General features: G+C 71.9%; 23 protein-coding genes and 1 pseudogene. 19 read left to right on the forward strand and 5 right to left on the reverse strand.

All coding sequences use genetic code 11. From position 1 onward, the window contains the following. The first annotated feature begins 77 nt into the window (after positions 1–77). Both ACFSC0_RS06450 and ACFSC0_RS06455 read left to right on the forward strand, forming a co-directional pair. A complete protein-coding gene (locus ACFSC0_RS06450; RefSeq protein WP_377282448.1) occupies positions 78–1046 on the forward strand; it encodes a phosphatidate cytidylyltransferase in 969 nt (322 codons plus the stop codon). Then, on the forward strand, positions 1046–1702 hold the full coding sequence (locus ACFSC0_RS06455) for a lysophospholipid acyltransferase family protein (protein ID WP_377282447.1): 657 nt from the start codon (positions 1046–1048) through the stop codon (positions 1700–1702). The genes ACFSC0_RS06450 and ACFSC0_RS06455 overlap by 1 nt, the downstream gene beginning before the upstream one ends. Positions 1703–1839: 137 nt before the next feature. Here the strand turns inward: ACFSC0_RS06455 and ACFSC0_RS06460 are convergent, their stop codons facing one another. After that, the gene (locus ACFSC0_RS06460) at positions 1840–2811 is read right to left on the reverse strand and encodes a WD40 repeat domain-containing protein (protein ID WP_377282446.1); all 972 of its coding nucleotides are present in this window, start codon (positions 2809–2811) and stop codon (positions 1840–1842) included. Between the two features lie 161 nt (positions 2812–2972). On the opposite strand from ACFSC0_RS06460, the gene ACFSC0_RS06465 reads away from it, so the two are divergent. After that, complete coding sequence (locus ACFSC0_RS06465; protein ID WP_377282445.1) at positions 2973–3404, forward strand: biopolymer transporter ExbD; 432 nt, start codon at positions 2973–2975, stop codon at positions 3402–3404. Positions 3405–3611: 207 nt separating this feature from the next. Here the strand turns inward: ACFSC0_RS06465 and ACFSC0_RS06470 are convergent, their stop codons facing one another. The 3 genes from ACFSC0_RS06470 to ACFSC0_RS06480 all read right to left on the reverse strand — a co-directional run bounded on the left by ACFSC0_RS06470 (position 3612) and on the right by ACFSC0_RS06480 (position 7422). Beyond that, entirely contained in the window at positions 3612–4673 is a 1062-nt protein-coding gene (locus tag ACFSC0_RS06470) for a CobW family GTP-binding protein (RefSeq protein ID WP_377282444.1), read from the reverse strand. 167 nt (positions 4674–4840) lie between these two features. Then, the gene (locus tag ACFSC0_RS06475; RefSeq protein WP_377282443.1) at positions 4841–6943 is read right to left on the reverse strand and encodes a xanthine dehydrogenase family protein molybdopterin-binding subunit; all 2103 of its coding nucleotides are present in this window, start codon (positions 6941–6943) and stop codon (positions 4841–4843) included. Then, positions 6940–7422: a (2Fe-2S)-binding protein gene (locus tag ACFSC0_RS06480; RefSeq protein WP_377282442.1), complete on the reverse strand. Its 483-nt coding sequence runs from the start codon at positions 7420–7422 to the stop codon at positions 6940–6942. Before ACFSC0_RS06480 ends, ACFSC0_RS06475 begins: the two co-directional genes overlap by 4 nt. A 121-nt stretch (positions 7423–7543) precedes the next feature. Here ACFSC0_RS06480 and ACFSC0_RS06485 point away from each other — a divergent pair, with 121 nt between their 5' ends. The 16 genes and pseudogenes from ACFSC0_RS06485 to ACFSC0_RS06560 all read left to right on the forward strand — a co-directional run bounded on the left by ACFSC0_RS06485 (position 7544) and on the right by ACFSC0_RS06560 (position 21757). Then, complete coding sequence (locus ACFSC0_RS06485) at positions 7544–8470, forward strand: cation diffusion facilitator family transporter (protein ID WP_377282441.1); 927 nt, start codon at positions 7544–7546, stop codon at positions 8468–8470. Positions 8471–8619: 149 nt separating this feature from the next. Further along, positions 8620–9135: pseudogene (gene rplU / locus ACFSC0_RS06490) on the forward strand (50S ribosomal protein L21); the annotation flags it as partial. Between the two features lie 203 nt (positions 9136–9338). After that, positions 9339–9608: a 50S ribosomal protein L27 gene (rpmA, locus tag ACFSC0_RS06495; protein WP_377282440.1), complete on the forward strand. Its 270-nt coding sequence runs from the start codon at positions 9339–9341 to the stop codon at positions 9606–9608. A 136-nt stretch (positions 9609–9744) separates the two neighbouring features. Next, entirely contained in the window at positions 9745–10275 is a 531-nt protein-coding gene (locus ACFSC0_RS06500; RefSeq protein ID WP_377282439.1) for a GNAT family N-acetyltransferase, read from the forward strand. A gap of 158 nt (positions 10276–10433) precedes the next feature. Then, positions 10434–11009 carry a biotin transporter BioY gene (locus ACFSC0_RS06505; protein ID WP_377282438.1) on the forward strand — a complete coding sequence of 192 codons (576 nt, stop codon included), beginning with the start codon at positions 10434–10436 and terminating at the stop codon, positions 11007–11009. Continuing rightward, positions 11006–12061: a GTPase ObgE gene (gene obgE, locus ACFSC0_RS06510; protein ID WP_377282437.1), complete on the forward strand. Its 1056-nt coding sequence runs from the start codon at positions 11006–11008 to the stop codon at positions 12059–12061. Before ACFSC0_RS06505 ends, obgE begins: the two co-directional genes overlap by 4 nt. Further along, positions 12049–13191: a glutamate 5-kinase gene (gene proB, locus ACFSC0_RS06515; protein ID WP_377282436.1), complete on the forward strand. Its 1143-nt coding sequence runs from the start codon at positions 12049–12051 to the stop codon at positions 13189–13191. Before obgE ends, proB begins: the two co-directional genes overlap by 13 nt. A 181-nt stretch (positions 13192–13372) precedes the next feature. Beyond that, positions 13373–14926 carry an aldehyde dehydrogenase family protein gene (locus ACFSC0_RS06520; RefSeq protein WP_377282435.1) on the forward strand — a complete coding sequence of 518 codons (1554 nt, stop codon included), beginning with the start codon at positions 13373–13375 and terminating at the stop codon, positions 14924–14926. Positions 14927–14929: 3 nt separating this feature from the next. Continuing rightward, on the forward strand, positions 14930–15580 hold the full coding sequence (locus tag ACFSC0_RS06525) for a nicotinate-nucleotide adenylyltransferase (protein WP_377282434.1): 651 nt from the start codon (positions 14930–14932) through the stop codon (positions 15578–15580). Between the two features lie 17 nt (positions 15581–15597). Then, positions 15598–16080 carry a ribosome silencing factor gene (rsfS, locus tag ACFSC0_RS06530; protein ID WP_377282714.1) on the forward strand — a complete coding sequence of 161 codons (483 nt, stop codon included), beginning with the start codon at positions 15598–15600 and terminating at the stop codon, positions 16078–16080. Positions 16081–16252: 172 nt separating this feature from the next. After that, positions 16253–16717 (forward strand): 23S rRNA (pseudouridine(1915)-N(3))-methyltransferase RlmH, encoded by a 465-nt coding sequence (gene rlmH / locus ACFSC0_RS06535; protein ID WP_377282433.1) that lies wholly within the window; start codon positions 16253–16255, stop codon positions 16715–16717. 7 nt (positions 16718–16724) lie between these two features. Further along, on the forward strand, positions 16725–17615 hold the full coding sequence (locus ACFSC0_RS06540) for a murein hydrolase activator EnvC family protein (protein ID WP_377282432.1): 891 nt from the start codon (positions 16725–16727) through the stop codon (positions 17613–17615). A gap of 78 nt (positions 17616–17693) precedes the next feature. Then, positions 17694–19085 carry a S41 family peptidase gene (locus tag ACFSC0_RS06545; RefSeq protein WP_377282431.1) on the forward strand — a complete coding sequence of 464 codons (1392 nt, stop codon included), beginning with the start codon at positions 17694–17696 and terminating at the stop codon, positions 19083–19085. A 168-nt stretch (positions 19086–19253) separates the two neighbouring features. Beyond that, entirely contained in the window at positions 19254–20414 is a 1161-nt protein-coding gene (locus ACFSC0_RS06550; RefSeq protein WP_377282430.1) for a divergent polysaccharide deacetylase family protein, read from the forward strand. Positions 20415–20419: 5 nt separating this feature from the next. Further along, positions 20420–20920 carry an RNA pyrophosphohydrolase gene (locus ACFSC0_RS06555; protein ID WP_377282429.1) on the forward strand — a complete coding sequence of 167 codons (501 nt, stop codon included), beginning with the start codon at positions 20420–20422 and terminating at the stop codon, positions 20918–20920. Between the two features lie 72 nt (positions 20921–20992). Continuing rightward, entirely contained in the window at positions 20993–21757 is a 765-nt protein-coding gene (locus ACFSC0_RS06560; protein ID WP_377282428.1) for an alpha/beta fold hydrolase, read from the forward strand. 30 nt (positions 21758–21787) lie between these two features. Here ACFSC0_RS06560 and ACFSC0_RS06565 read toward each other — a convergent pair whose 3' ends face one another. Beyond that, positions 21788–22450 carry a hypothetical protein gene (locus ACFSC0_RS06565; RefSeq protein WP_377355112.1) on the reverse strand — a complete coding sequence of 221 codons (663 nt, stop codon included), beginning with the start codon at positions 22448–22450 and terminating at the stop codon, positions 21788–21790. Between the last annotated feature and the right edge of the window lie 193 nt (positions 22451–22643).

Consider the following 22643-nt stretch of genomic DNA (forward strand, 5'->3'; position numbering starts at 1 on the left):
CGGCTCCGGAGGCGGCGCGGCCTTGCGCTGCGGGGCGAACGCTCCATCCTCGCGGCACGCGCGGGGGCGTTGCGGGCATGGTCGAGGCGATCTCCGACTTTTGGGTGAACAGGCCGCCGGCGCTGCTGTGGGGCCTGGCGGGGGTGCTCGCCGCCCTGACGCTGGGGGCCGTCATGGCCGCCATACTGCCAAGGTTGAGGCCCGGTGGCGACCACCGGAACCTTCAACTCAGAGTGAACTCATGGTGGGCGATGGCCGCGCTTCTGACCGCCGGCCTGCTCGGCGGCTGGCCGGTGATGACCGCCCTCTTCGCCCTGGTCTCCTTCCTGGCGCTGAAGGAGTTCCTGTCGCTGGCCCCCACCCCGCGGGAGGACCGGCTGCTGATCCTGGCGGCCTACCTGACCATCCCGGTGAACTACGCCTTCGTGGCGGCCGACATCTACATGTTCTACCTGGTGTTCGTGCCGGTCTACGTCTTCATGGCCGTGCCGACGGCGATGGCGATGATCGGCAACACCCACGACTATCTGCCCAGGGCCTCGGTCTTCCACTTCGCCGTGGTGACCTGCGTCTACAACCTCGGCTACGTCGCCCTGCTGATGCGCGTGCCGGAGTGGGATGCGCCGCAGGCCGGCCCTGCGGGCCTCGTCTTCATGCTGCTGCTGGCCACCGAGGGGAACGACGTCGCCCAGTACGTCGCCGGCAAGCTGTTCGGCCGCCACAAGATCCTCCCCAAGGTCAGCCCCAACAAGACCTGGGAGGGCTTCCTCGGCGGGTGGATCCTGACCGCCGCCCTGATCGTGCTGGTGGGGCCGAAGCTGACGCCCTTCGAGGGCGCAGGCCTGTGGACGCTGGCGATCACCCTGCCGCTGGCGGGGTTTGCGGGGGACGTGACCATGTCGGCCGTCAAGCGGGACATCGGGGTGAAGGACACCTCGGCCTTCATCCCCGGCCACGGCGGGGTGCTGGACCGGGCCGACAGCCTGGTGTTCACCGCCCCGCTGTTCTTCCACCTCCTCGCCTTCTTCCACCTCCAGACGTACTGATGGGCTGGCTGCGCCTCCTCCTCTTGGTGCTCATCGCCCGGCCTGCGGCCCGGATCATCGCCGGGGCGGACGTCTACGGGCGCGAGCACCTGCCGACCAAGGGGCCGGCGATCGTCGTCGCCAACCACAACAGCCACGTCGACACCCTGCTGATGCTGTCCATCTTCCCGGCCAGGGCGCTGGCGCGCGTCCGCCCCGCCGCGGCGGCCGACTACTTCCTGGCCAACCCGGTGATCGGCTGGTTCTCCCGCCACGTGATCGGCATCGTGCCGGTGGAGCGGAAGAAGGCCGGCGCCGGGACCGACGTGCTGGCCCCGGCCCGCGAGGCCCTGGACCAGGGCGACATCGTGCTGATCTACCCGGAAGGCACCCGCGGCGACGCTTCCGACCGGCTGCAGCCGCTGAAGACCGGCGTCGCGCGCCTGGCCGCCGCCTTCCCCGAAGCGCCGGTTATCCCCGCCTGGATCGCCGGCGCCGGCCGCGTCCTGCCCAAGGGCGAGAGCGTGCCCGTGCCGCTGAACTGCTCGGTGCACGTGGGCCCGCCGCTCCGCTGGGCCGGCGACAAGGACGCCTTCATGGAGGAGGTCCGCGAGGCGCTGGAGCGGCTGCATGCGCAGGCGCCGCCGCTGAGGTGGAGTGAGGCGGAGGAGCCATAGACCTCTCCCGCTTGCGGGAGAGGGTTGGGTGAGGGCGCGCGGCGCAGCCGCGCCCGGCGCGAAGCGACGGAAACAGGTGCAGGCGGAAAGTCCCCCCTCACCCAACCCTCTCCCCCCGCCGGTCGGGGGGAGAGGTCTTAGGGTTCGATATCCACCACCCCCGCCCCGCCCTCCTCGTCGCCCCAGGCGAGGCGCCTAGCGTCGGGGGTCATGGCGAGCGCGGTGATCGGTGGGCCCTTCTCGGCCTTGATGACGTCGTGGCGGGCGCTCTTCAGGTCGCTGGCCCAGACCCGGCCGTCGTCGAGGCCGGCGGCGAGCCAGGGGCCGCTCGGCTGGGCCGCCACGCGGACCACCATGGCGGATTCGTCGAAGCCGACCTCGGCCGCCTGCTTGCCCATGGGCCCGGTGGAGCCGGCGAACGGCCAGACCACCGCGCCGTTGGCCCCGGAGGTGGCCATCAGCTGGCCCTTGGACAGGAAGGCCAGGCTCTTCACCTTGGCCGGATAGCCGCCCATCCGCATGTTCTTCTCGTCGGCCACCCGCCAGCCGTGCAGCTGGTTCTCCTGCATGGCGCTGATCAGGAACTTGCCGTCCGGGCTCCAGGCGATGGCCACGTGGCTGCCGGCCCAGGAGAGCACCGCCGGCTTCTGCTCGGCGATGCGGGCGTACCAGAGCCAGACGCCGCCGTAGGTGGCCGCCGCGATCCGCCGCCCCTTGGGGTCGAAGGCGACGTCGGCCACCGACTTCTCGTGCTGGAAGGTCCGGGCGAAGGCGGCGTCCTTCACATCGCGCACGTGCAGCTCGCGGCCGGCGCAGAAGGCGATCAGGCCGGACTCGGCGCTGGCGGCGACCGAGTCGATCCACTTGCCCTTGAGCGCGGCGACTTCCTCGGCGGCCGTGGGCCGCGACCAGACGACCCGCCCGTCGTCGCCGCCGGTCAGCACGCCCTGGCCGCTCGGATGAAGGCAGGCGCCCAGCGCGGCGCCGTCGTGCGCCTCGATGCTCTCTCCGGTCTCGAACCGCACCGTCCCGTCGCCGAGCGCGAAGGCGGCCTTGCCGGTGCGGTCGAAGAGGGCGGCGGTGACGTAGGCGTCATACTGCTGGTTCATGAGCCTGCCCTCTAGACGCCGCATTCCGGCTTGCCCAGAGGCTTTGGACGCGGCTCCGCAAGCCTCTGGGCGCGTTGGGGCTTTACAAGCGCGAAACACCTTGCGATGGGTCACGCGACGAGTGGCGGCGCCGTAATCCGCCTCAAGGGAAGGACGTTTCAATGGGTGCGAAGCTGGGCGGCTCCGGGGGCGGTAAGTTCGACCTGGGCCAAAACAGCGACATCAACGTCACGCCGTTCGTGGACGTGATGCTGGTGCTCCTCATCATCTTCATGGTGGCCGTCCCGGCCGCCACGGTGTCGATCAAGCTCGACCTGCCGCCCGCCATTCCGCCGCCTCCGGGCGCGAAGGTGGAGGAGCCGACGCTGATCAACATCCAGCAGGGCGGCGGCCTCTACATCGGCGAGCAGGCGACGGCCATCAACAGCCTGACCGCGGACCTGGCCCGCATCATCAACAAGCCGAACCCCACCGAAGAGCGCGTCTACATCCGCGCCGACCGGACGGTCCGCTACGGCGACTTCATGGCCGTGATGAACCTCCTGCAGGAAGGCGGCTACTACCAGGTCGCCCTGATCAACGAAGAGCTCTAGGCGCTTCGGATCAGCCGGAAATCAGAAGGCCCGCCGGGGAGACCTGGCGGGCCTTTTCTTTGTGACCTCTCCCTCCGCATCCGGAGGGAGAGGGTTGGGTGAGGGAGGCGCGGCGGCAGGGGCGAATCCGGCCGGCGCCGAGCGCGCGCTCCGAAGCCCCCCTCACCCAACCCTCTCCCCCCGCAAGGCGGGGGGAGAGGTCTATATTTACGCCGCGCAGGCCTCGAAGCCCTTACGCAGCGCGTCCTCGTCCAGGTTGCGGCCGATGAACACCAGGCGGGAGAAGCGCTTGTCGCCCTCGCGCCATTCGCGCTGGAAGTCGCCTTCCAGGATCATGTGCACGGCCTGGAAGACCAGCCGCCGGTCCTCGCCAGCGATGTCGAGGATGCCCTTGGCGCGCAGGATGTCCGGCCCTTGCGCCTGCAGCACATCGTTCAGCCAGGTCGTCACCTTGTTGGCGTTGATCGGCCGATCGAGCGTCAGCGAGATCCCGCGGATCCCCGCCTCGGCCGCGTGGTCGTGGGCGTGATGGTCATGATCGTGGTGGTGATGATCGTGATCGTGGTGATCGTGGTCGCAGTGCTCGTCGTGCACGTGACCCGGCTCGCCATGCGCGGGGTTGGCGAAGTCCGGCTGGAGCTCGGTGATCCGGGCCAGATCGAACCCGTGGCGGCCCAGCACCGCGTCCAGCGGCACGTTGGAGCGCTGGGCCCGGTGGATCGGCGCCAGCGGATTGAGCCGGCGGATCTGGGCCTCGACGTTGCGCAACTCGTCCTCGGAGACGAGGTCGGTCTTATTGAGGATGATCTGGTCGGCGAAGGCGATCTGCTCCACCGCCTCCTTGGAGTCGGCGAGCCGCAGCGGCAGGTGCTTGGCGTCGACCACCGTCGTGACCGAGTCCAGCTCGGCCTTGGCCCGCACGTCGTCGTCAACGAAGAAGGTCTGGGCCACCGGGCCGGGGTCCGCCAGGCCCGTGGTCTCGACGATGATCGCGTCGAACTTGCCCTTGCGCTTCATCAGGCCCGAGACCACGCGGATCAGGTCGCCGCGCACCGTGCAGCAGACGCAGCCGTTGTTCATCTCGAACACCTCTTCGTCGGCGCCGACGATGAGGTCGTTGTCGATCCCGACTTCCCCGAACTCGTTGACGATCACGGCGTACTTCTTGCCGTGGTCCTCCGAGAGGATGCGGTTCAGCAGGGTGGTCTTGCCGGCGCCGAGGTAGCCGGTGAGCACGGTGACGGGGGTCTTGTCGGTCATGGCGGACATCTAGTGGGTCGGAGCGCTCGTTCATAGACCTCTCCCCGCTCGCGGGGAGAGGGTTGGGTGTGGGGCGCGCGGCCGAAAGGCCGCGCCCGGCGCGAAGCAACGGACATCTGCGCTGCGGAGAGTCCCCCCTCACCCAACCCTCTCCCCCCGCCGGGCGGAGGGAGAGGTCAGGAGAGCAACGCCGCCGCCACCTTCTCCCGCGTGAACGGCAGCTCGCGGATGCGGGTCCCGAGCGCGTGGGCGACGGCGTTGGAGAGGGCGCCCATGGTCGGGCCCTGGCTGAGCTCGCCGATGCCGAAGGGGCGGGGGTCCTTGGTATTGATCAGCGCGATCTCCACCGGCGGGACCTCGGAGAAGCGCAGGATCGGGTAGTCGTCCCAGGTGGTGGTGGCGATCCCCGTCCCGCCCAGGCGCACCTGTTCCTTCAGCACCCAGCTGGCGGCCATGATCATGCCGCCCTCGATCTGGTTGCGGGCGCCGTCGGGGTTGATGATCAGGCCGGCGTCGGCGGCGCACCACATCTTCACCAGCCGCACCTCGGCCTCGACTTCCACCTCGACCACCGCGGCGACGTAGCCGGCCCGGTCGCGGTGGCGGTCGTAGGCCAGGCCCAGCCCGCGGCCGGTCCCCGCGGCCCAGCGCCGGCCCCAGTCTGCCATGTCGGCGACCTTCTCCACCACCGCCCGCCCCCGCGGGTCGACCAGCATGGAGAGGCGATAGGCCAGCGGGTCCTGGCCGGCGATCTCGGCCAGCTCGTCGACGAAGCTCTCGCCGGCGAAGGTGTTGATCGGCCCGCCCAGCCCGCGGAGCGACGAGGTGCGCACCGGCGTCGGGACCACCAGGTGCTCGAGCGTGCGGGTCGTCGGGATATCGTAGGACGGGATGGCGTTCAGCAGGCCGCCGGAGAACCTGGGCGCGCCCGGCGGCGGCGCGGGCGGGGCCGGCGGCGGGGCGGCGTTCGGGTTCTCCGGCAGGGCCGCCTCGGCCAGGCTTCGGCCGCGGCCCACGTGCGGTCCGCTCCAGATCTCGGCGGTGTAGTCCACCAGCCGCCCGGAGGGGTCGAGCTCGGCGGCGAGCTCGATGTGCATGGCCGTGCCCACCGGCGACCAGCCGAACTCGTCCTCGCGCCGCCACTGCACCCGCACCGGCGCGCCCGGCCGGCGCAGGGCGATGACCGCCGCGTCCACCGCCGCATCGTCCGAGCCGTTGTGGCCGTAGCAGCCGGCGCCCTGGGCGTGGATCACCTCGATCTTCTCGGGCTCCAGCCCGCTGATCCGCGCCAGCATCTGGCGCAGGGGGTAGACGCCCTGGCCGTGCGTCCAGACGGTCAGCTTGCCGTCCTCGAACCGCGCCAGGCCGCAGGACGGGCCCATGGAGCCGTGGGCGATGTAGGGCTTGCCGTAGGTCGCCGTGTGGCGGCGCCGGTTCGAGCCCTCCGGCGGCTCGGCGCCGGCCGGATGGTCGGTGTGCGGCAGGGTCTTCAGCGAGGCGGGCTCGGTCAGCGCCGGCGACAGGGCCCGCGCGTCCTCCCAGGCCACGTTCGCCTCCGCCGCGACGAGCGCCTTGGCTGCGACGGACTCGCGCGCGGAGATGAAGGCCACGAACGAGGCGTCGCGCAGGATCTCCACCTCGCCGCCCGCCGCCTGGCGGATTGCGGCCTCGTCCAGGTGGGCGAGCCTGGCCTTCGGCCCCGGCTGGCGCAGCACCCGGGCGTGGACCATGCCCGGCAGGCGGATGTCGTGCAGGAAGGCCTCGCCGTAGAGCTTGGCGGGCAGGTCGAGGCGGGGCTGGCTTTGGCCCACCAGCCGGTGCCGGTCGGGGCTCTTCCAGCGCGCCTCGCCGGTGGCCGGTCGGGCCAGGTCCACGTGCGGGGCGAGCGTCCAGTAATCCTCGCCGGTGGGCAGGTCGTTCACCAGGAAGATGCCGTCGCGGATGTCGATCTCTCCGGGCAGGCAGCCCAGCCGCTCGGCGGCCTTGGCGACGAACAGGGCCCGCACCTCGGCGCAGGCGGCGCGGACCGAGGCGCCCGAGCTCTCCACCGACATCGAGCCGACGGTCATGCCCTCGTCCGGCACCGCCCCGGTGGCGGCGTTGACCACCCGCACCATGGAGAGCGGCAGATCCAGCTCCTCGGCGGCGATCTGGGCCAGCGCAGTCACCGTGCCCTGGCCGTACTCCACCTTGCCGAAGGCGATGCGGGCGAAGCCGTGCGGCTCGAAACGGACCCAGCGGTCCAGCTCTGGGTTGGCCTGCAGGGTGGCCGGGATCATGCCGCCGCTCCTTCGCGCATGCGCCGGGCCGCCAGGGCGACCGCGTCCATCACCCGGTTGTGGACGCCGCAGCGGCACAGGTGCCAGTCCAGCGCCTGGGCGATCTCCGCCCGGCTCGGGTCCGGGTTGCGATCCAGCAGCGCCTTGGCGCCGACCAGGATGCCCGAGAGGCAGTAGCCGCACTGGCCCGCCTGCAGCTCCAGGAAGGCGGCCTGCAGCGGGTGCGGCCGCTCCGGCGAGCCCAGCCCCTCGGAGGTCGTCACCGCCTTCCCCTCCGCGGCCTCGACGGCCAGCAGACAGGCGGCCTCCTCCTTGCCGTCGACCAGCACGGCGCAGGCGCCGCATTGGCCCAGGCCGCAGCCGTAGCGGGCCCCGCTGACGCCCAGGTCGCTGCGCAGGACGTCCAGCAGCGAGGCGGTCTCCTCCGCCTCCACCGATCGTGTTTCGCCGTTGAGGATGAGCTCGATCTTACGCTTCACGCGCGCCTCCCGTTGGGGGCGGCACGAAATCACCGGTCGGCGAAGCTGACAACCGCGCCTTGACCCGCCACAAGTGTTATACAATAACACCCGCGCCCTCCGGCCAGCCGACGAGCCCCCTTTGACAGCCACCTCCCCCGCCCCGGCTCGTATTGCGCCCGAAGAGAGCCTCGACGCCTTCCGCGAGGACCGCGTCTATCTGGGCGCCGACCACCGCCGGAACGAGCGGCGGACGTGGATCGTCGCCGGCATCACCGTGGTCGCCCTGGCCGCCCAGATCGTCGGCGGGCTGATGTTCAACTCCATGGCGCTGATCGCCGGGGGCCTGCACAACGCGGCCCACGTGGCGGCCCTGCTGGTCGCCGCTCTCGCCTACCGCCTCGCGCGGCGCTACGCGTCCGACCCGCGCTTCAGCTTCGGCACCGGCAAGCTGGGCTACCTGGCCGGCTTCGCCAACGCGGTGGTGCTGGCCTTCACCGCCCTGCTGATCGCCGCCGAGAGCGTCGAGCGGCTAATCGTCCCCGAGGAGGTCGCCTACACCGAGGCGCTGTGGCTGGCCGCGGCCGGCCTGGTGCTCAGCATCGTCTGCATGCTGATCCTCAAGCCCGCCGGTCATGCGCACCCGCGCGACCGGGACCTCAACCTCTCGGCCGTGCACCTGCACCTGTCGGCCGACGCCATCGTCTCGGGCCTGGCGATCGCCGGCCTGCTGGCGGGCCGGGCGCTGGGCTGGAGCTGGGCCGACCCGCTGGCGGGCCTGGCCGGCGCGGCCCTCGTCGCCCACTTCGCCCTCTCGCTGGTCCGCCAGGCCAGCGGCGTACTGCTGGACGTCAACCCGAGCCCCACGCTCGCCGCCGAGATCCGCAGCCGCCTAGCCGCCGAGGGCGAGCGCATCCTCGACCTGCACCTGTGGCAGCTCGGCCCCGACCACCACGCCGCGATCGTGGTCATCGCCGCCGACGATCCCCGCCCCGCCGAGGCCTACCGCGCCCGGCTCGCCGGCCTGCCGGGGCTCACGCACCTGACGATCGAGGTGCGGGGGGCCTGACCCACGCTCCTACCTCCCCCGCGAAGCGGCGGGAGGTAGGATTCGGGGGCGTTCGCGTTGACTCGGGACCCGTCCTCAGTATAAGTCCGCCGCTCTCGCCCGCGGGCCTCTCGCGGGCGCAATCCTTTTTGCGACAGCAGGCTTTTCCAATGTACGCGGTGATCAAGACCGGCGGCAAACAGTATCGGGTCCAGCCCGGCGACCTTCTCGTGGTCGAGAAGCTCGACGGTGAACCCGGTGCGAACGTCGCCTTCGGCGAAGTCCTCATGCTCGGCGAGGGCGATGCGATCACCGTCGGTGCGCCGGTGGTGTCCGGCGCCACCGTGTCGGCGACCCTGATCGAGACCCGCAAGGGCGAGAAGGTGAAGATCTTCAAGAAGATCCGCCGCCAGGGCTACCGCCGCACCCGCGGCCACCGCCAGCTGGAAAGCGTTCTGCGCGTCACCGCCATCGAAGGCGACGGCAAGTCCGCCAAGTGGGACGGCAAGGTCGACCTGACGCCGAAGGCCGTGCTCGACGCCCGCGCCCGGAACCTGAAGATCCCCGGCCTGACCGCCGAAGCCGCCGCCGCTCCGGCCCCGGCCGCCGCGGAAGCTGCGCCGAAGAAGACCCGCGCCAAGGCCGCTCCGGCCGCCGCCGACGCCGAAACCGTCGCCGCGTCCGCCGAGGTCCAGGAAGCGATGGCCTCCGCCGAGGTGAACGCCCCGGTCGAGACCGAAGCCAAGAAGGCCGCGCCGAAGAAGGCCGCCGCGCCGAAGGCGGCGAAGGCCGAAGGCGAAGAGACCAAGAAGGCTGCGCCGAAGAAGGCCGCGGCCAAGAAGGACAAGGACGCCGAGTAAGGCGTCCGATCAGAGTTTAGGAGAGCGCAATGGCTCACAAGAAATCTGGCGGCTCCTCGCGCAACGGGCGCGACTCCGCGGGCCGCCGTCTCGGCGTGAAGAAGTTCGGCGGCGAAGCTGTGCTCGCCGGCAACATCATCGTGCGTCAGCGCGGCACCAAGTTCTGGCCGGGCGAGAACGTCGGCATCGGCCGCGACCACACCCTTTTCGCGACCGCCAACGGGTCGGTGAAGTTCGTCACCAAGCGCGACGACCGCACCTACGTGATGGTGGCGCCGGCCGTGGAAGAGGCCAGCTAGGCGGAACCCTCCATACCGGTTCCGCCCGACTTCAGGATCAGGCGGACCGGACAGGCTTCAAGCGGGGAGTCCGGGTCGCCGGGCTCCCCGCTTTGCTTTTGGCGGCCCGCAACGAGGCCGCCCCAGGAGGAAGACCATGTCGTGCCTGGCCCTATCGCCACACGTCGAAAGTCCCAGACTGCGGCTGCGGGGCGTGCGCCCCGGCGACCTGCCGCGCCTGGCGGAACTGGCCAACGACTACGACGTGGTGAAGATGACGGGCTCGATGCCCTACCCCTACACCGCGGCCGACGCCGAAGCCTTCTACGAGAAGGCCTGCGCGGGCGATCCGGCCGACCACGCCACCTTCGTCCTGGAGCACGAGGATGCGCCGATCGGCGTCCTGAGCTTCACGCCGGGCCCGTTCGCGCGCACCGAGATCGGCTACTGGCTCGGCCGGCCATTCTGGGGCCGGGGCCTGGCCACCGAGGCGGTGCGGGCGGCGCTGGGCTGGGCGAGGGGCGACTGGCGCAAGAAGCTGGTCCTGGCCTGCCACTACGCCGACAACCCGGCTTCGGGGCAGGTGCTCATCAAGTCCGGCTTCCTCTACACCGGCGACGTGGAGCCGAAGGTCTCCAAGGCCCGCGGCGAGGCGGCGCCCGTCCGCTGGATGGTGTGGCTGGCCTAACCTCCCCGTCATCCCGGCCGAGCGCAGCGAGAGCCGGGACCCAGCGGCTGCGCGCGAGCGCCCACTGGGTCCCGGATCGGCCGTTCGGCCGTTCGGCCGTCCGGGATGACGGGGCAATACGAGGCTGTTAAGTCGGGCCGACCTGGAGAAACTGATCCATGACCACCGCCGCCCCCATCGCCACCCTGCTCGACGGCCGGCCGATCGCCTGGCGGGTCGGCGTGGTGCTGGTCGGCAGCTGGCTGCTGGCCGCCTCGTCGTGGATCGAGGCGCCGATGTATCCGGTGCCGATGACGATGCAGACCTATGCGGTGCTGCTGATCGCCGGGCTCGCCGGCGCGCGGCTGGCCGGCGAGATCACCTTCGCCTGGCTGGCGCAGGCGGCGGTGGGCCTGCCCTTCCTCGCCGGCGGCGATGCCGGCCTGGCCCGCTTCGCCGGGCCGACCGGCGGCTACCTGGCAGGGTTCCTGGTCGCGGCGGTGCTCGTCGGCTGGCTTTGCGAGCGCCGCCGCGGCCGGTCCTGGCTGAGGCTCGGCGCCGCCTTCCTGCTCGGCCACGCGCTGATCCTCGCGGCGGGCTTCGCCTGGCTCTCCACCCTCGTGGGTCCGCAGGCCGCCTGGGCCGGCGGCGTGGCGCCCTTCCTGATCGGAAGCGTTCTGAAGACCATCCTGGCGGCGGCGAGCGTCAAACTGGCCGAACCCCGCCTGCGCCGCAGAGACGCTGAAGTCCGATGAAATTCCTCGACCAGGTCAAGGTCTACGTCCGCTCCGGCAACGGCGGCGGCGGGGCGGTCTCGTTCCGGCGCGAGAAGTATATCGAGTACGGCGGCCCGGACGGCGGCGACGGCGGCAAGGGCGGCGACGTCTGGGTCGAGGCCGTCGAAGGCCTGAACACCCTCATCGACTACCGCTATCAGCAGCACTTCAAGGCCGGCACCGGCGTCCACGGCATGGGCCGCAACCGCCACGGCGCCAACGGCGAGGACGTGGTGCTGAAGGTGCCCGTCGGCACCGAGGTGCTGGACGAGGACAAGAACCTGATCGCCGACCTGGACGTGGCCGGCAAGCGCATCCTGCTGGCCAGAGGCGGCAACGGCGGCTTCGGCAACACCCACTTCAAGGGGCCGGTCAACCAGGCCCCCCGCCACGCCAATCCCGGCCAGGAGGGCGAGGAGAAGGCCATCTGGCTTCGGCTGAAGCTGATCGCCGATGTCGGCCTGGTCGGCCTGCCGAACGCCGGCAAGTCGACCTTCCTGGCGGCCGCCTCGGCCGCCAAGCCGAAGATCGCCGACTATCCCTTCACCACCCTTTCGCCCAACCTCGGCGTGGTCGACCTCTCGGAAGGCGAGCGGTTCGTGCTGGCCGACATCCCGGGCCTGATCGAGGGCGCCTCCGAGGGCGCCGGCATCGGCACCCGCTTCCTCGGCCACGTGGAGCGCACCGCCGTGCTGATCCACCTGGTGGACGGCACGCAGGAGAACATCGGCGAGGCCTGGCGGATCATCCGCACCGAGCTGGCCGCCTACGGCGAGGGGCTGGAGGACAAGCCCGAGATCCTGGCGCTCAACAAGATCGACGCCCTGGACGAGGAGACCCGCGCCGCCCGGGCCGCCGAGCTGGCCGAGGTGTCGGGAAGCGAGCCCCGGCTGGTGTCCGGCGTCTCCGGCGAGGGCGTGCGCGAGCTGCTGCGGGAGGCCTACGCCCTGGTCCGCCGCCGCCGCGGCGAGATCGTCGACGACGAGGACGAGACAGACGCCGCCCCGCCCGCCCAGGAGTGGCGGCCTTGAGCGACCTTTCCTCGGCCCGCCGGCTGGTGATCAAGGTCGGCTCCTCGCTGCTGGTCGGCGAGGACGGCGCGGCCCACCGCGGCTGGCTGCAGGCTTTCGCCGCGGACCTCGCCCGGCTGCGCGGCCGGGGCCAGCAGGTGCTGGTGGTCTCCTCCGGGGCGGTGGCGCTGGGGCGCCGGCGCCTGGGCCTGAAGCGCAAGGCCCTCACCCTGCCGGAGAAGCAGGCCGCCGCCGCCGCCGGCCAGTCGGCGCTGATGCGGGCCTGGGAGGAGGCGCTGGAGCCGCACGGCGTCGGCGCGGCCCAGGTGCTGCTCACCCGGGACGACACCGAGGTTCGCCGTCGCTGGCTGAACGCCCGGGCCACGGTCGAGACCCTGCTGGCGCTGGGCGTCGTGCCGGTGGTCAACGAGAACGACACCGTCGTCACCGAGGAGATCCGCTACGGCGACAACGACCGGCTGGCCGCGCGCGTCGCCCAGATGATCGGCGCCGACGTCCTGGTGCTGCTCTCCGACGTGGACGGCCTCTACACCGCCGACCCGCGGCGCGATCCGGCCGCCCGCCACCTGCCGCGCATCGCCGCCCTGACGGCCGAGATCGAGGCCATGGCCGGCGGGGCGAACGCCGCGGCCGGCGTCGGCACCGGCGGCATGGCCACCAAGCTCGCCGCCGCCCGCATCGCCCAGTCGGCCGGCTGCGCCACCGTGATCACCCTGGGCGACCGGCCCGCACCGCTGGCCGCCGTCGAGGCTGGCGAGCGGGCCACGGTGATCGAGCCCGCCACCAGCGCAGGCGCGGCCTACAAGGCCTGGATCGCCGGCTCCCTGGCCCCTGCGGGCACGCTGTGGGTGGACGCCGGCGCGGCCCGGGCGCTGCGCACCGGCAAGAGCCTGCTGGCCGCCGGCGTGCGCCGGGCCGAGGGCCGCTTCGACAAGGGCGACGCCGTGGTGGTGGTGGACGAGGCCGGCGCCGAGATCGGCCGGGGCCTGGTCCGCTACGACTCCGAGGACGCATCGCGCATCTGCGGCCTGAAGTCCGACGCCATCGAAGCCGAGCTCGGCTACACCTCCGGCCCGCTCATCCACGCCGACGACCTAGCGCTGGCGGCGGCCCGCGAAGCGGTGGACTGACTTTCCCTCCCCTTCAGGGGAGGGCCGAGTCGGCGCAGCCGACCGGGGGTGGAGGAGTGTCGCGCCTGCGAGACGCTAAACGTCCAGCGCCCTGCAGGGCCAAGACTCCCCCACCCGTCCCGTCGCTTCGCTCCGGGCCACCCTCCCCAAGAGGGGAGGGAAGGTGCTATCAGCTTCAGCCATGGACGACGCCAGCGCCCGAGAGAGCCGCGGTGTGGAGCGCCTGAGCGCGCTCGCCGCCGGCATGCCGATCGTCTACGGCGGCGACAAGGTCGCGCGGGTGTCCCCTGAGCTTGCGGCCAGGTTCCGCGACGGCGACCGCCTGCTGGTCGTGCAGGAGACGGGCGACCTGCTGCTGATCCCGCAGGCCGTCCAGGCCATCGCCGCCCGTGCGGTGGGGCGCGCCGCCGCCGCCTTCGAGGCGCTGGGCCAGGTGAGCGACGAGCAGATCACCGCCTTCTTCGAGGCCTTCGCGGCGCGGCTCGAGGCGGACGAGCCCTGGGCCGCCATCCGCGCCGCCAACGAGACGGACGTCGAGAGCGCCCGCGCCCGCGGCCGCTCGACCACCCGCCTGGCGGTGAGCGAAGCCATGCGCGCCGACATGGTGGCGGGCCTCAGGGCCTGGCGCGACGCCGAGGCCGGCCGGAGCCGCACCCTCGACGAGGTGCGGCACGAGGGCTGGACGGTCGCCCAGGTCACCGCCCCGCTGGGCGTGGTGGGCTTCGTCTTCGAGGGCCGGCCCAACGTGTTCGCCGACGCGGCGGGCGTGATCCGCACCGGCAACACCGTCGTCTTCCGCATCGGCTCGGATGCGCTGGGCACCGCCCGGGCCATCGTCGAGCACGCGCTCGATCCGGCCCTGGCCGCCTCCGGCCTGCCGCAGGGCGCCGCCGCGCTGGTGGACTCGGCCGAGCACGCCGCCGGCTGGGCGATGTTCTCGGACCCCCGCCTGTCGCTGGCGGTGGCCCGGGGCTCGGGCGCCGCGGTCGCCCAGCTGGGCGCCATCGCCCGCCAGGCCGGCACGCCCGTCAGCCTGCACGGCACCGGCGGCGCCTGGCTGGTGGCCAGCGCGACGGCGCAGGCCGAGCGGTTCGCCGCCGCCGTCTACCACTCGCTGGACCGCAAGGTCTGCAACACCCTCAACGTCTGCTGCATCGTCCGCGAACGGGCGGCCGAACTGGTCCCCGCCTTCCTCGAGGCGCTGGCCGACGCCGGCGCCCGGCGCAAGGGCTGCAAGCTGCACGTGGTCGAAGGCGACGAGGCCTTCCTCCCCAAGGACTGGCTCGAGCGCCGCGCCACCGTCATCCGCGCCGAGGGCCCCCGCGAGGAGCCCCTGACCGAGACCCTGCCCCTGGCCGAGCTCGGCCGGGAGTGGGAGTGGGAGGAGAGCCCCGAGGTCACGCTGAAGATCGTCGCCGACGTGGACGAGGCCATCGCCCTCTTCAACCGCTACAGCCCGCAGTTCACCGCCAGCCTGATCGCCGCCGCGCCGGACGAGCACGAGCGGTTCTACGCCGGCGTCAACGCGCCCTTCGTCGGCGATGGCTTCACCCGCTGGGTCGACGGCCAGTACGCCCTGAACAAGCCCGAGCTCGGCCTCTCCAACTGGGAGCACGGGCGGCTGTTCGCCCGCGGGGCGGTGCTCTCGGGCGACGGGGTCTTCACCGTCCGCACCCGCGTGCGCCAGGCCGACCTGCACCTCGACCGCAATCCCTCGACCTCGGGCCGGCCCTGATCGATGTGGTCGGCTGGTCCGGCGCCGAAGCGGCCCGCTCCCCACGTCTTCCGCCCCGGCTTCTCACTGCGGCCGGGGATGCGCGTGGGCCTGTTCGGCGGCTCGTTCAATCCGGCGCACGAGGGCCATTCGCACGTCGCCGAGACGGCGCGCGAGCGGCTGGGCCTGGACAAGGTCATCTGGCTGGTCTCGCCGCAGAACCCGCTGAAGTCCTCCCGTGAGACCGCCCCGCTGGCCGAGCGCATGGCCGGCGCGACGGCCAGGGCGCGCGGGCCCGGGATGATCGTCACCGACGTCGAGACCCAGCTCGGCTCGCAGTACACGATCGACACCGTCCGCACGCTCAAGGCCCGGTTCCCGGGCGTGAAGTTCGTCTGGATCATGGGCGCCGACAGCCTGGCGAGCTTCCACCGCTGGCGCGGCTGGACCCAGATCATGCGGGAGGTGCCGGTGGCCGTGGTCTCGCGCCCGTGGATCGCCCTGAAGAGCCGCTTCTCGCCGGCGGCCCGGCGCTTTTCCCGCTTCCGGATCCCGGCCTCGGACGCCCGCCGCATCGCCGGCTCGGATCCGCCCGCCTGGGCCTTCCTCACCGCCCCGCTCAACTTCCAGTCTTCGACGGCGCTGCGGGAACGCATGCGGCGCACGGACGCTTGACGAAATTGTGAGAGCGGCTGACCCGAACCCGCCATCGTGTTAGGGTCGCCTCAGCGAGGAAACCAAAAGGAGCAATCCCGCTGCACAACGAAGCCGCGCCGCGTGCGCAGGAGGACTTCGGCGCCGCCGAGCCCTCCCTGGACGACCAGGGTCGCATCACCGCCCTGGAGAACCTGATCCTGGCCCGTCTCGACGACGACAAGGCGCAGGACGTCGTTTTCATCGATCTGAAAGGCAAGAGCGCCGTGGCCGACGGCCTGATCGTCGCCTCGGGCCGTTCGCACCGCCATGTCGGGGCGATGGCCGACCACCTGCTGCGGGCCCTGAAGGAACAGGGCTACGGCAAGGCCCGGATCGAGGGCCTGCCGCACTGCGACTGGGTGCTGATCGACACCGGCGACGTCATCGTGCACCTGTTCCGTCCCGAGGTGCGGGCCTTCTACAACATCGAGAAGATCTGGTCCGTCGAGCCGCCGGCCGGCCGCGCCGCCCTGAGCTGAGCCCCCTCTCCTCCCCCTCTGGGGGAGGGGGACCGCCGAAGGCGGTGGNCCCCCCCCCCCGAGCCCGCACCTGAGCCGATATGGATCTTCGAGAGCCAAGGGGCGCCCCGACGGGGCGAGCCCCCTCCACCACTTCGTGGTCCCCCTCCCCCAAGGGGGGAGGAGAACAAGAATGAAGATCTCGATCGTCGCCATCTCCCGCCTCGGCCGCGGACCGGAGGCCGAGTTGGTCGCGACCTATGTGGATCGCGCCACGGCGGCGGGGCGCGCCCTCGGCCTCGGACCGGTCGAGACGATCGAGGTGGAGTCCCGCAAACCCGGCAAGGCCGCCGAGGCCGAGGCCCTGGCCCCGCACCTGAAGGACGCCTACCTGGTCGCCTGCGACGAGCACGGGACGGCGCTGGCCTCGCGGGCCTTCGCCGCCGAGCTGGCCAGGCTGCGCGACGACGGCGTGCGACGGATCGCCTTCGTGATCGGCGGCGCGGACGGCCTGGACGCGCACATTCTCAACACATCGGCGCGTAAGCTGGCGTTCGGTCCGCAGACCTGGCCCCACGCGCTGGCGCGGGTGATGCTGGCCGAACAGATCTACCGGGCCGTCACCATCCTGGCCGGCGGCCCCTACCACCGCGACTGATGGAGCCATGACCGCAGCTCTCGCCGTCCGCGCCGCCGCCCCGATCGGGCTGGCCCTGGCCCTCGGGGCCGCGGGCCTGGCGGTCGCGCAGGCCGACAGCGCGGCGACCCGCGCGCGGCTGCAGCGGCTGTACATGGCCGAGACGGTGCTGACCGCCGAACAGGGCCGCAATCTCAACCAGCTGGCCCGCCTGCTCACCCTGCTGCTGCAGTTCCGCCGCGATCCGCCGCCGGCGCTGCTGGTCAGCCCCACCGACGCCAAGGCCGCCGTCCGCGGCGCCATCCTGGTCAAGGCGATGACCCCCGTGCTGCAGGACCGGGCCGCGGCCTACGCCGCCCAGGGGCGCGAGATCGCCCGCCAGCGGCGCCTGGCCGCCGTGGCCAGCGAGGCGCTGTTCACCGCCGAGAGCGAGCGGGCCGACGACCGGCCGCTGGACGACGGGCTGCTGGACCCGCAAGGCCTGGGTCTTCGGGGCCTGGCCGAGCCGCGCGAGATCCCCGCGGGCGTGCCGCCGGCGCGGCTCGTCGCGCCGGCCGAGGGCGACTTCGCCTACACCTACGGCGACACCCTCACCGGCGGCGGCAAGTCGAACGGGATCGCCATCGCCACCGGGGCCGGCGCCGCCGTCCGCGCGCCCGGCGACGGCACGGTCGAGTACGTGGGGCCGGTCAAAGGTTGGGGCGTCATCTTGATATTGCGCTTGACCGGTGGATACCATCTCGTCCTGGCGGGCCTGGATCGGGCGAACGTCGGTGTCGGACAATCCGTCGCGGCAGGTTCGCCTGTCGGTGCGATGCCCGATAGTCGACAATCGCGGTCTGAGCTCTATCTGGAAGTCCGTGAGCGGGGCGTGCCTGTAGATCCCGGTCGCTGGCTCAAGGAGCCGCAGTCGGGCTGAGGCGCAAGTCGGTGGGGTCCGGGGGGCGCTTTGAAACGTAAGTGCGGCTACGCCGCAAGGGAGCCTGTAGGCCGGCGAATGAAGAAGTATCTCCTGATCGGCGCCTCGGCGTTCGTACTCGGCGCAGGCACCATGGCCTACGTGGGCCAGACCGCCACCGCGGCCTCTCCTGAGCGGGTCAAGACCTACCGCATGCTCGAGCTGTTCGGCGACGTGCTGAACACCGTCGAGCGGCAGTACGTGACCGAGGTGGACGACACCAAGCTGATCGAGGCGGCCATCGACGGCATGCTGAATTCGCTCGATCCGCACTCCGGCTACCTGAACCCGGAAAGCTTCGACGACATGCGCGACCAGACGCGCGGCGAGTACGGCGGCCTGGGCATCGAGGTCACCAGCGAGGACGGCGTGGTCAAGGTGATCTCGCCGATGGACGGCACCCCGGCCTTCGAAGCGGGCATCAAGGCCGGCGACTACATCACCGCCGTCAACGGCGAGAGCGTGCTGGGCCTCTCCGTCAACGAGGCCGTCAAGCAGATGCGCGGCAAGCCGGGCGAGGCGGTGACGCTGACCATCGCCCGCGAGAAGTCGGATCCCTTCGACGTGAAGATCGTCCGCGAGGTGATCAAGCCGAAGATCGTCACCACCAAGATGGAAGGCGAGTACGGCTACCTGCGGATCTCCTCGTTCAACGAGAAGACCACCGACGAGGCCGAGGCGGCCCTCTCCGATCTGCGCGCCAAGAACCCGAACATGAAGGGCCTGGTGCTCGACCTGCGCAACAACCCCGGCGGCCTGCTCGACCAGGCCGTGGGCGTCTCGGACCTGTTCCTTGACGGCGGCGAGATCGTCTCGCAGCGCGGCCGCGATCCGCGCGACGTGGAGCGCTACAACGCCCGCCCGGGCGACATCGCCGCCGGCCTGCCGATGGTGGTGATCATCAACAACGGCTCGGCCTCGGCGGCCGAGATCGTCGCCGGCGCCCTGCAGGACCGCAAGCGGGCCGAGATCGTCGGCCTGACCAGCTTCGGCAAGGGCTCGGTGCAGACCGTGATCCCGCTGCGCGGCGGCATGGACGGCGCGCTGAAGCTGACCACGGCCCGCTACTACACCCCGTCCGGCCGCTCGATCCAGCGCACCGGCATCGACCCGGACCTCGAGGTGGCTCAGAGCCAGGAAGAGGCCCAGCACATCGCCAACCGCGCCTTCCAGTTCTCCGAGGCCTCGTTCCGCAACGCGCTGAACGCGGACGAGGGCAAGGCGCGGGTCGGCCCGCACGAGCCGGCGGAAGCCCCGCCGGAGGACTTCGACGCGGAGAAGGGCGACTTCCAGCTCGCCCGCGCCAAGGACGTCCTCAAGTACGGTTCGGTCGCCGCGACCCCCAAGCTGCCGAAGCCCGCCGCCAAGCTGGCCGGCGTCATCGCCCCCAAGGCCAACGTCGCGGTCGCGCCCAAGCCGGCCCAGAAGTAGCGTTCGTAACGCTTTTTCGCGCCGGGAAGGCCGGCGGACGCCCGGGCGGCGCCTCTTCGAGAACGGGGAGGCGCCGCCTTCGTCTTTCTTGCCTCCCCTGAAAGGGAGGGAAGGACACTAGCCCTTCATTAACCATATCGCGGCAGGGTCCACGGCGGGGGATCGACCTTGCCGACGTTCTCGAAGAAGCCTGCCTATATCGCAGCGCCGCCGCCGGAGCCGCGGCGCACGCCCGGCCAGAGCGTGCGTGCGCTATTGGGCAATCCCTATTTCGGCGCGCTCGCCGCCGGGTCCATGTTCGTCACCATGCTGGGCGTGCTGATCGCGGTGACCGGCGATCCCAAGGCCGGCGAGCCGGTCGTGCGCGTCTCCCTGGCCAAGATCGCCGGCCGCGCCGAGCCCGGCTGGCGCAACGCCCTCGCGCCCGAACGGCCGGGCGATCCGCTGGTCACCGAGGATCTCTTCACCCTCTCCGAGACGCCGGTGGAGGCCGAGAGCCTGATCGGCGGCCAGGCGGTCATCACCATGCCCGGCGGCCAGATGTTCCAGGCGGGCGGTCCGCTGCCGCAGGCGCCGCTGGCCGGCTTCCATACGCAAGGGCCCGGCGGCCTGTTGCCGATCATCGCCCAGGACGGGCGCACCCCGGCCGAGGCCTACGCCCGTCCGTTCACCCCCAACGGCAAGCCGAAGATCGCGGTGATGATCGGCGGCCTGGGGCTGAACGCCAAGGCCACGCGGCAGGCGATCGAGACCCTGCCGCCGCAGGTCACCCTGTCCTTCGTCCCCTATGCCGAGGGGCTGCAGGGCTGGATCGACCTGGCCCGCGCCCATGGCCACGAGGTGCTGCTGGAAGCGCCCATGGAGCCGATGGACTATCCGGAGAACGATCCCGGCCCCTACACCCTGCTGGCGGACGCGCAGCCCGCCGACAACGTCCGCAAGCTGGAGTGGCTGCTGTCGCGGGCCTCCGGCTACTACGGCGTGACCAACTACCTGGGCTCGAAGTTCGTCAGCTCCGATCGAGCAATGGCCGCCTTTTCCGGCGCCCTCCGGGCCCGCGGGCTGGCCTTCGTCGACGACGGCTCGGCCACACGCCGGGCGGGTGGGGTGCCTCGCGCCTCGGCCGACAAGATCATCGACGACCAGCTTTCCGCCGAGGCCATCGACCAGCAGCTGCTGGCCCTGGAGGCCGGGGCCATCCAGAGCGGCCAGGCGCTCGGCGCCGGCTTCGCCTATCCGGTAACTCTCAGCCAGGTGGCGCGTTGGGCGCAGGGGCTGGAGCAGAGAGGCTATCAGCTCGCTCCGGCCTCGGCTCTCACCAGCCCCTAGGCGCCATGACCGACCTGTCCCTCTACCGCCCCAACGTGGGGGTGGTGCTGTTCCACCCCGACGGCCGCGTGTGGCTGGGCCGGCGGGCCAACACGCCCGGCCCGCACAACTGGCAGTTCCCGCAGGGCGGCGTCGACCCCGGCGAGGACCTGCTGGACGCCGCCCGGCGCGAGCTGGCCGAGGAGACCGGCGTCACCTCGACAAGCCTGCTCGGCCGCACCGACGGCTGGCTGGCCTACGACTTCCCGGCCGACCACCAGGGCGGCAAGGCCGCGCGCGGCTGGAAGGGTCAGCGCCAGGTGTGGTTCGCGCTTCGCTTCGACGGGCAGGACAGCGAGATCGACCTCGCCGCCACCCCGCACGTGGAGTTCGACGACTGGCGCTGGGCGCTGCTGGACGAGGCGGTCGAACTGGTGGTGCCGTTCAAACGGCCAACCTACGAGCAGGTCGCGCAGGCCTTCCGCGACTTCGCCGCCCGCCGGCCCGCCCGCGACGGCTTGGCTTGAACGCCGCCGGCCGAATTGGGTTAAGGACAGGCGAGGAACGCGTCGGCGCAGGCCGCGCCTGAGGAGCTGTTGATGGCCGCGCCGATCATCATGGTGCACGGCGCCTTTTGCGGCGGCTGGGTGTTCGAGGCCTTCGCCGAGCCCTTCGCGGCGGCGGGCCACCAGGTGCTGACGCCGGACCTGCGCGGCCACGCCGAGGGCGAGCGGCGGGACGCTGCGACCGGCCTCTCGATGGGCGACTACGCCGCCGACATCGCCCGCCTGGCCGCGGCCCAGGCCGAGCCGCCCATCCTGGTCGGCCACTCGATGGGCGGCCTCGTCTGCCAGATGGCGGCGAGCCGCACCCAGGTCCGGGGGCTGGCCCTGCTCGCCCCCTCGGCGCCTTGGGGCGTGCCGGGAAACACCGTCGAGGAGGCGATCACCGCCTTCGGGCTGCACATGATGGGCCCGTTCTGGACCCAGGCCGTCGAGCCGGACGCGAACCTGATGCGCCAGTACAGCCTCAGCCGCCTGCCCCGCGTTGCGCGCGAGGCGGCGATCGCCCGCCTGCGGCCGGAGAGCGGCCGGGCCCTGTGGGAGACGCTGAACTGGTGGCTGGATCCGTTCATGACGACCAGCGTGTCGCTGGCCGGCCGCGGCTGCCCGGCGCTGGCGCTGGTCGGCGAGAAGGACGTGGTCCATCCGCCGGCCACGGTGCGTCAGACGGCGGCCCGCCTCGGCGCAGGCTGCGAGGTCCTGCCCGGCATGAGCCACTGGCTGGTGGGCGAGCCCGGCTGGCGCGATGTCGCCGGGCGCATCCTGGACTGGCTGAAGCGCGAGGTCAGGGCCGCGGCCTGAGGCCCTGACCGCCCGCCGTCATCGCCGAGATCAGCCCTCGGTGAGCTTGCGCTCCTGGTAGAGGATCTTGGCGCGCTCGCGGTTGCGTTCCACGGGCGAGCCGTCCGCCTTGCGGTGCAGGACGAACACCAGGCCGATCGAGTCGGTGTTGGTGAAGTGCTCCCACGAGCGGGTGGTCAGCTGGTTGCCGTTCACCGGGTCGGGCCGGATGTCGCTGCGGTAGGGCTTCAGCTCCGGCTGGTGCAGGAACGACCAGGTGTGCAGCGCCTTGGCGATGGTCTCGTCCTGACCGATGGCGAACTCCACCGTCAGCTCGCAGGTGTTCTTGTCGGAGCGCTGCGGCGACAGGGCGATGGTGTAGGGCTTGGTCTCCAGCGTGCCGACCCAGACGTCGCGCCGCTTGCGCAGGCCGTAGGCCTTGGCCAGCTGGTCGGCGTCCCCGCCGCGGACCAGCGGCACGCAGATCCGCTCGATGGCGTCGAGAACCACGGCGCCGACGCCGCTGGTGGGGCGCTGCGGGGCCGGCTCGGTCGCCGGGGCCGCGGGCGCGGCCGGCGCCGCGGCGGGCGGCGTCGCGGGGGTCGCAGGCGCGGCCGGGGCGGCCGGTTGCGCCGGCGGGGTCTCGGCAGGCTGCGCCACGGCGGCGGTGGAGAAGCCCGCGAGGGCGACGAGACTGACGAGGGCGGTACGCATATGAGGTCCCCTGACTTTTTCAGATCGGCGAGCTGAGCCGGACGCCTTCGAAAATCCTGTGCCAGCCCTGTTTCCAGAGCGCAACCCAACTCAGGCGGATGTGACCGCCCGTTGTCCGACATATGGCCCATCGCGCATGAACGGCGGCTGAGCGCCAGCGGCGCGGACCGCACAGCAAAACGGGCCCACCGGC

Source organism: Phenylobacterium terrae, assembly GCF_042681205.1.
GTDB lineage: Bacteria > Pseudomonadota > Alphaproteobacteria > Caulobacterales > Caulobacteraceae > Phenylobacterium > Phenylobacterium terrae.

What these genes read in the sequence shown, in the direction of transcription:
- ACFSC0_RS06560 (WP_377282428.1), top strand. Translation starts at nt 20,993, where the DNA reads ATGGCCGCGCCGATCATCATGGTGCACGGCGCCTTTTGCGGCGGCTGG.
- ACFSC0_RS06565 (WP_377355112.1), bottom strand. Translation starts at nt 22,450, where the DNA reads ATGCGTACCGCCCTCGTCAGTCTCGTCGCCCTCGCGGGCTTCTCCACC.
- ACFSC0_RS06555 (WP_377282429.1), top strand. Translation starts at nt 20,420, where the DNA reads ATGACCGACCTGTCCCTCTACCGCCCCAACGTGGGGGTGGTGCTGTTC.
- ACFSC0_RS06505 (WP_377282438.1), top strand. Translation starts at nt 10,434, where the DNA reads ATGACCACCGCCGCCCCCATCGCCACCCTGCTCGACGGCCGGCCGATC.
- obgE (WP_377282437.1), top strand. Translation starts at nt 11,006, where the DNA reads ATGAAATTCCTCGACCAGGTCAAGGTCTACGTCCGCTCCGGCAACGGC.
- ACFSC0_RS06520 (WP_377282435.1), top strand. Translation starts at nt 13,373, where the DNA reads ATGGACGACGCCAGCGCCCGAGAGAGCCGCGGTGTGGAGCGCCTGAGC.
- ACFSC0_RS06475 (WP_377282443.1), bottom strand. Translation starts at nt 6,943, where the DNA reads ATGATCCCGGCCACCCTGCAGGCCAACCCAGAGCTGGACCGCTGGGTC.
- ACFSC0_RS06470 (WP_377282444.1), bottom strand. Translation starts at nt 4,673, where the DNA reads ATGTCCGCCATGACCGACAAGACCCCCGTCACCGTGCTCACCGGCTAC.
- ACFSC0_RS06455 (WP_377282447.1), top strand. Translation starts at nt 1,046, where the DNA reads ATGGGCTGGCTGCGCCTCCTCCTCTTGGTGCTCATCGCCCGGCCTGCG.
- ACFSC0_RS06545 (WP_377282431.1), top strand. Translation starts at nt 17,694, where the DNA reads ATGAAGAAGTATCTCCTGATCGGCGCCTCGGCGTTCGTACTCGGCGCA.
- rlmH (WP_377282433.1), top strand. Translation starts at nt 16,253, where the DNA reads ATGAAGATCTCGATCGTCGCCATCTCCCGCCTCGGCCGCGGACCGGAG.
- ACFSC0_RS06460 (WP_377282446.1), bottom strand. Translation starts at nt 2,811, where the DNA reads ATGAACCAGCAGTATGACGCCTACGTCACCGCCGCCCTCTTCGACCGC.
- ACFSC0_RS06450 (WP_377282448.1), top strand. Translation starts at nt 78, where the DNA reads ATGGTCGAGGCGATCTCCGACTTTTGGGTGAACAGGCCGCCGGCGCTG.
- ACFSC0_RS06500 (WP_377282439.1), top strand. Translation starts at nt 9,745, where the DNA reads ATGTCGTGCCTGGCCCTATCGCCACACGTCGAAAGTCCCAGACTGCGG.
- ACFSC0_RS06540 (WP_377282432.1), top strand. Translation starts at nt 16,725, where the DNA reads ATGACCGCAGCTCTCGCCGTCCGCGCCGCCGCCCCGATCGGGCTGGCC.
- ACFSC0_RS06525 (WP_377282434.1), top strand. Translation starts at nt 14,930, where the DNA reads ATGTGGTCGGCTGGTCCGGCGCCGAAGCGGCCCGCTCCCCACGTCTTC.
- rpmA (WP_377282440.1), top strand. Translation starts at nt 9,339, where the DNA reads ATGGCTCACAAGAAATCTGGCGGCTCCTCGCGCAACGGGCGCGACTCC.
- ACFSC0_RS06465 (WP_377282445.1), top strand. Translation starts at nt 2,973, where the DNA reads ATGGGTGCGAAGCTGGGCGGCTCCGGGGGCGGTAAGTTCGACCTGGGC.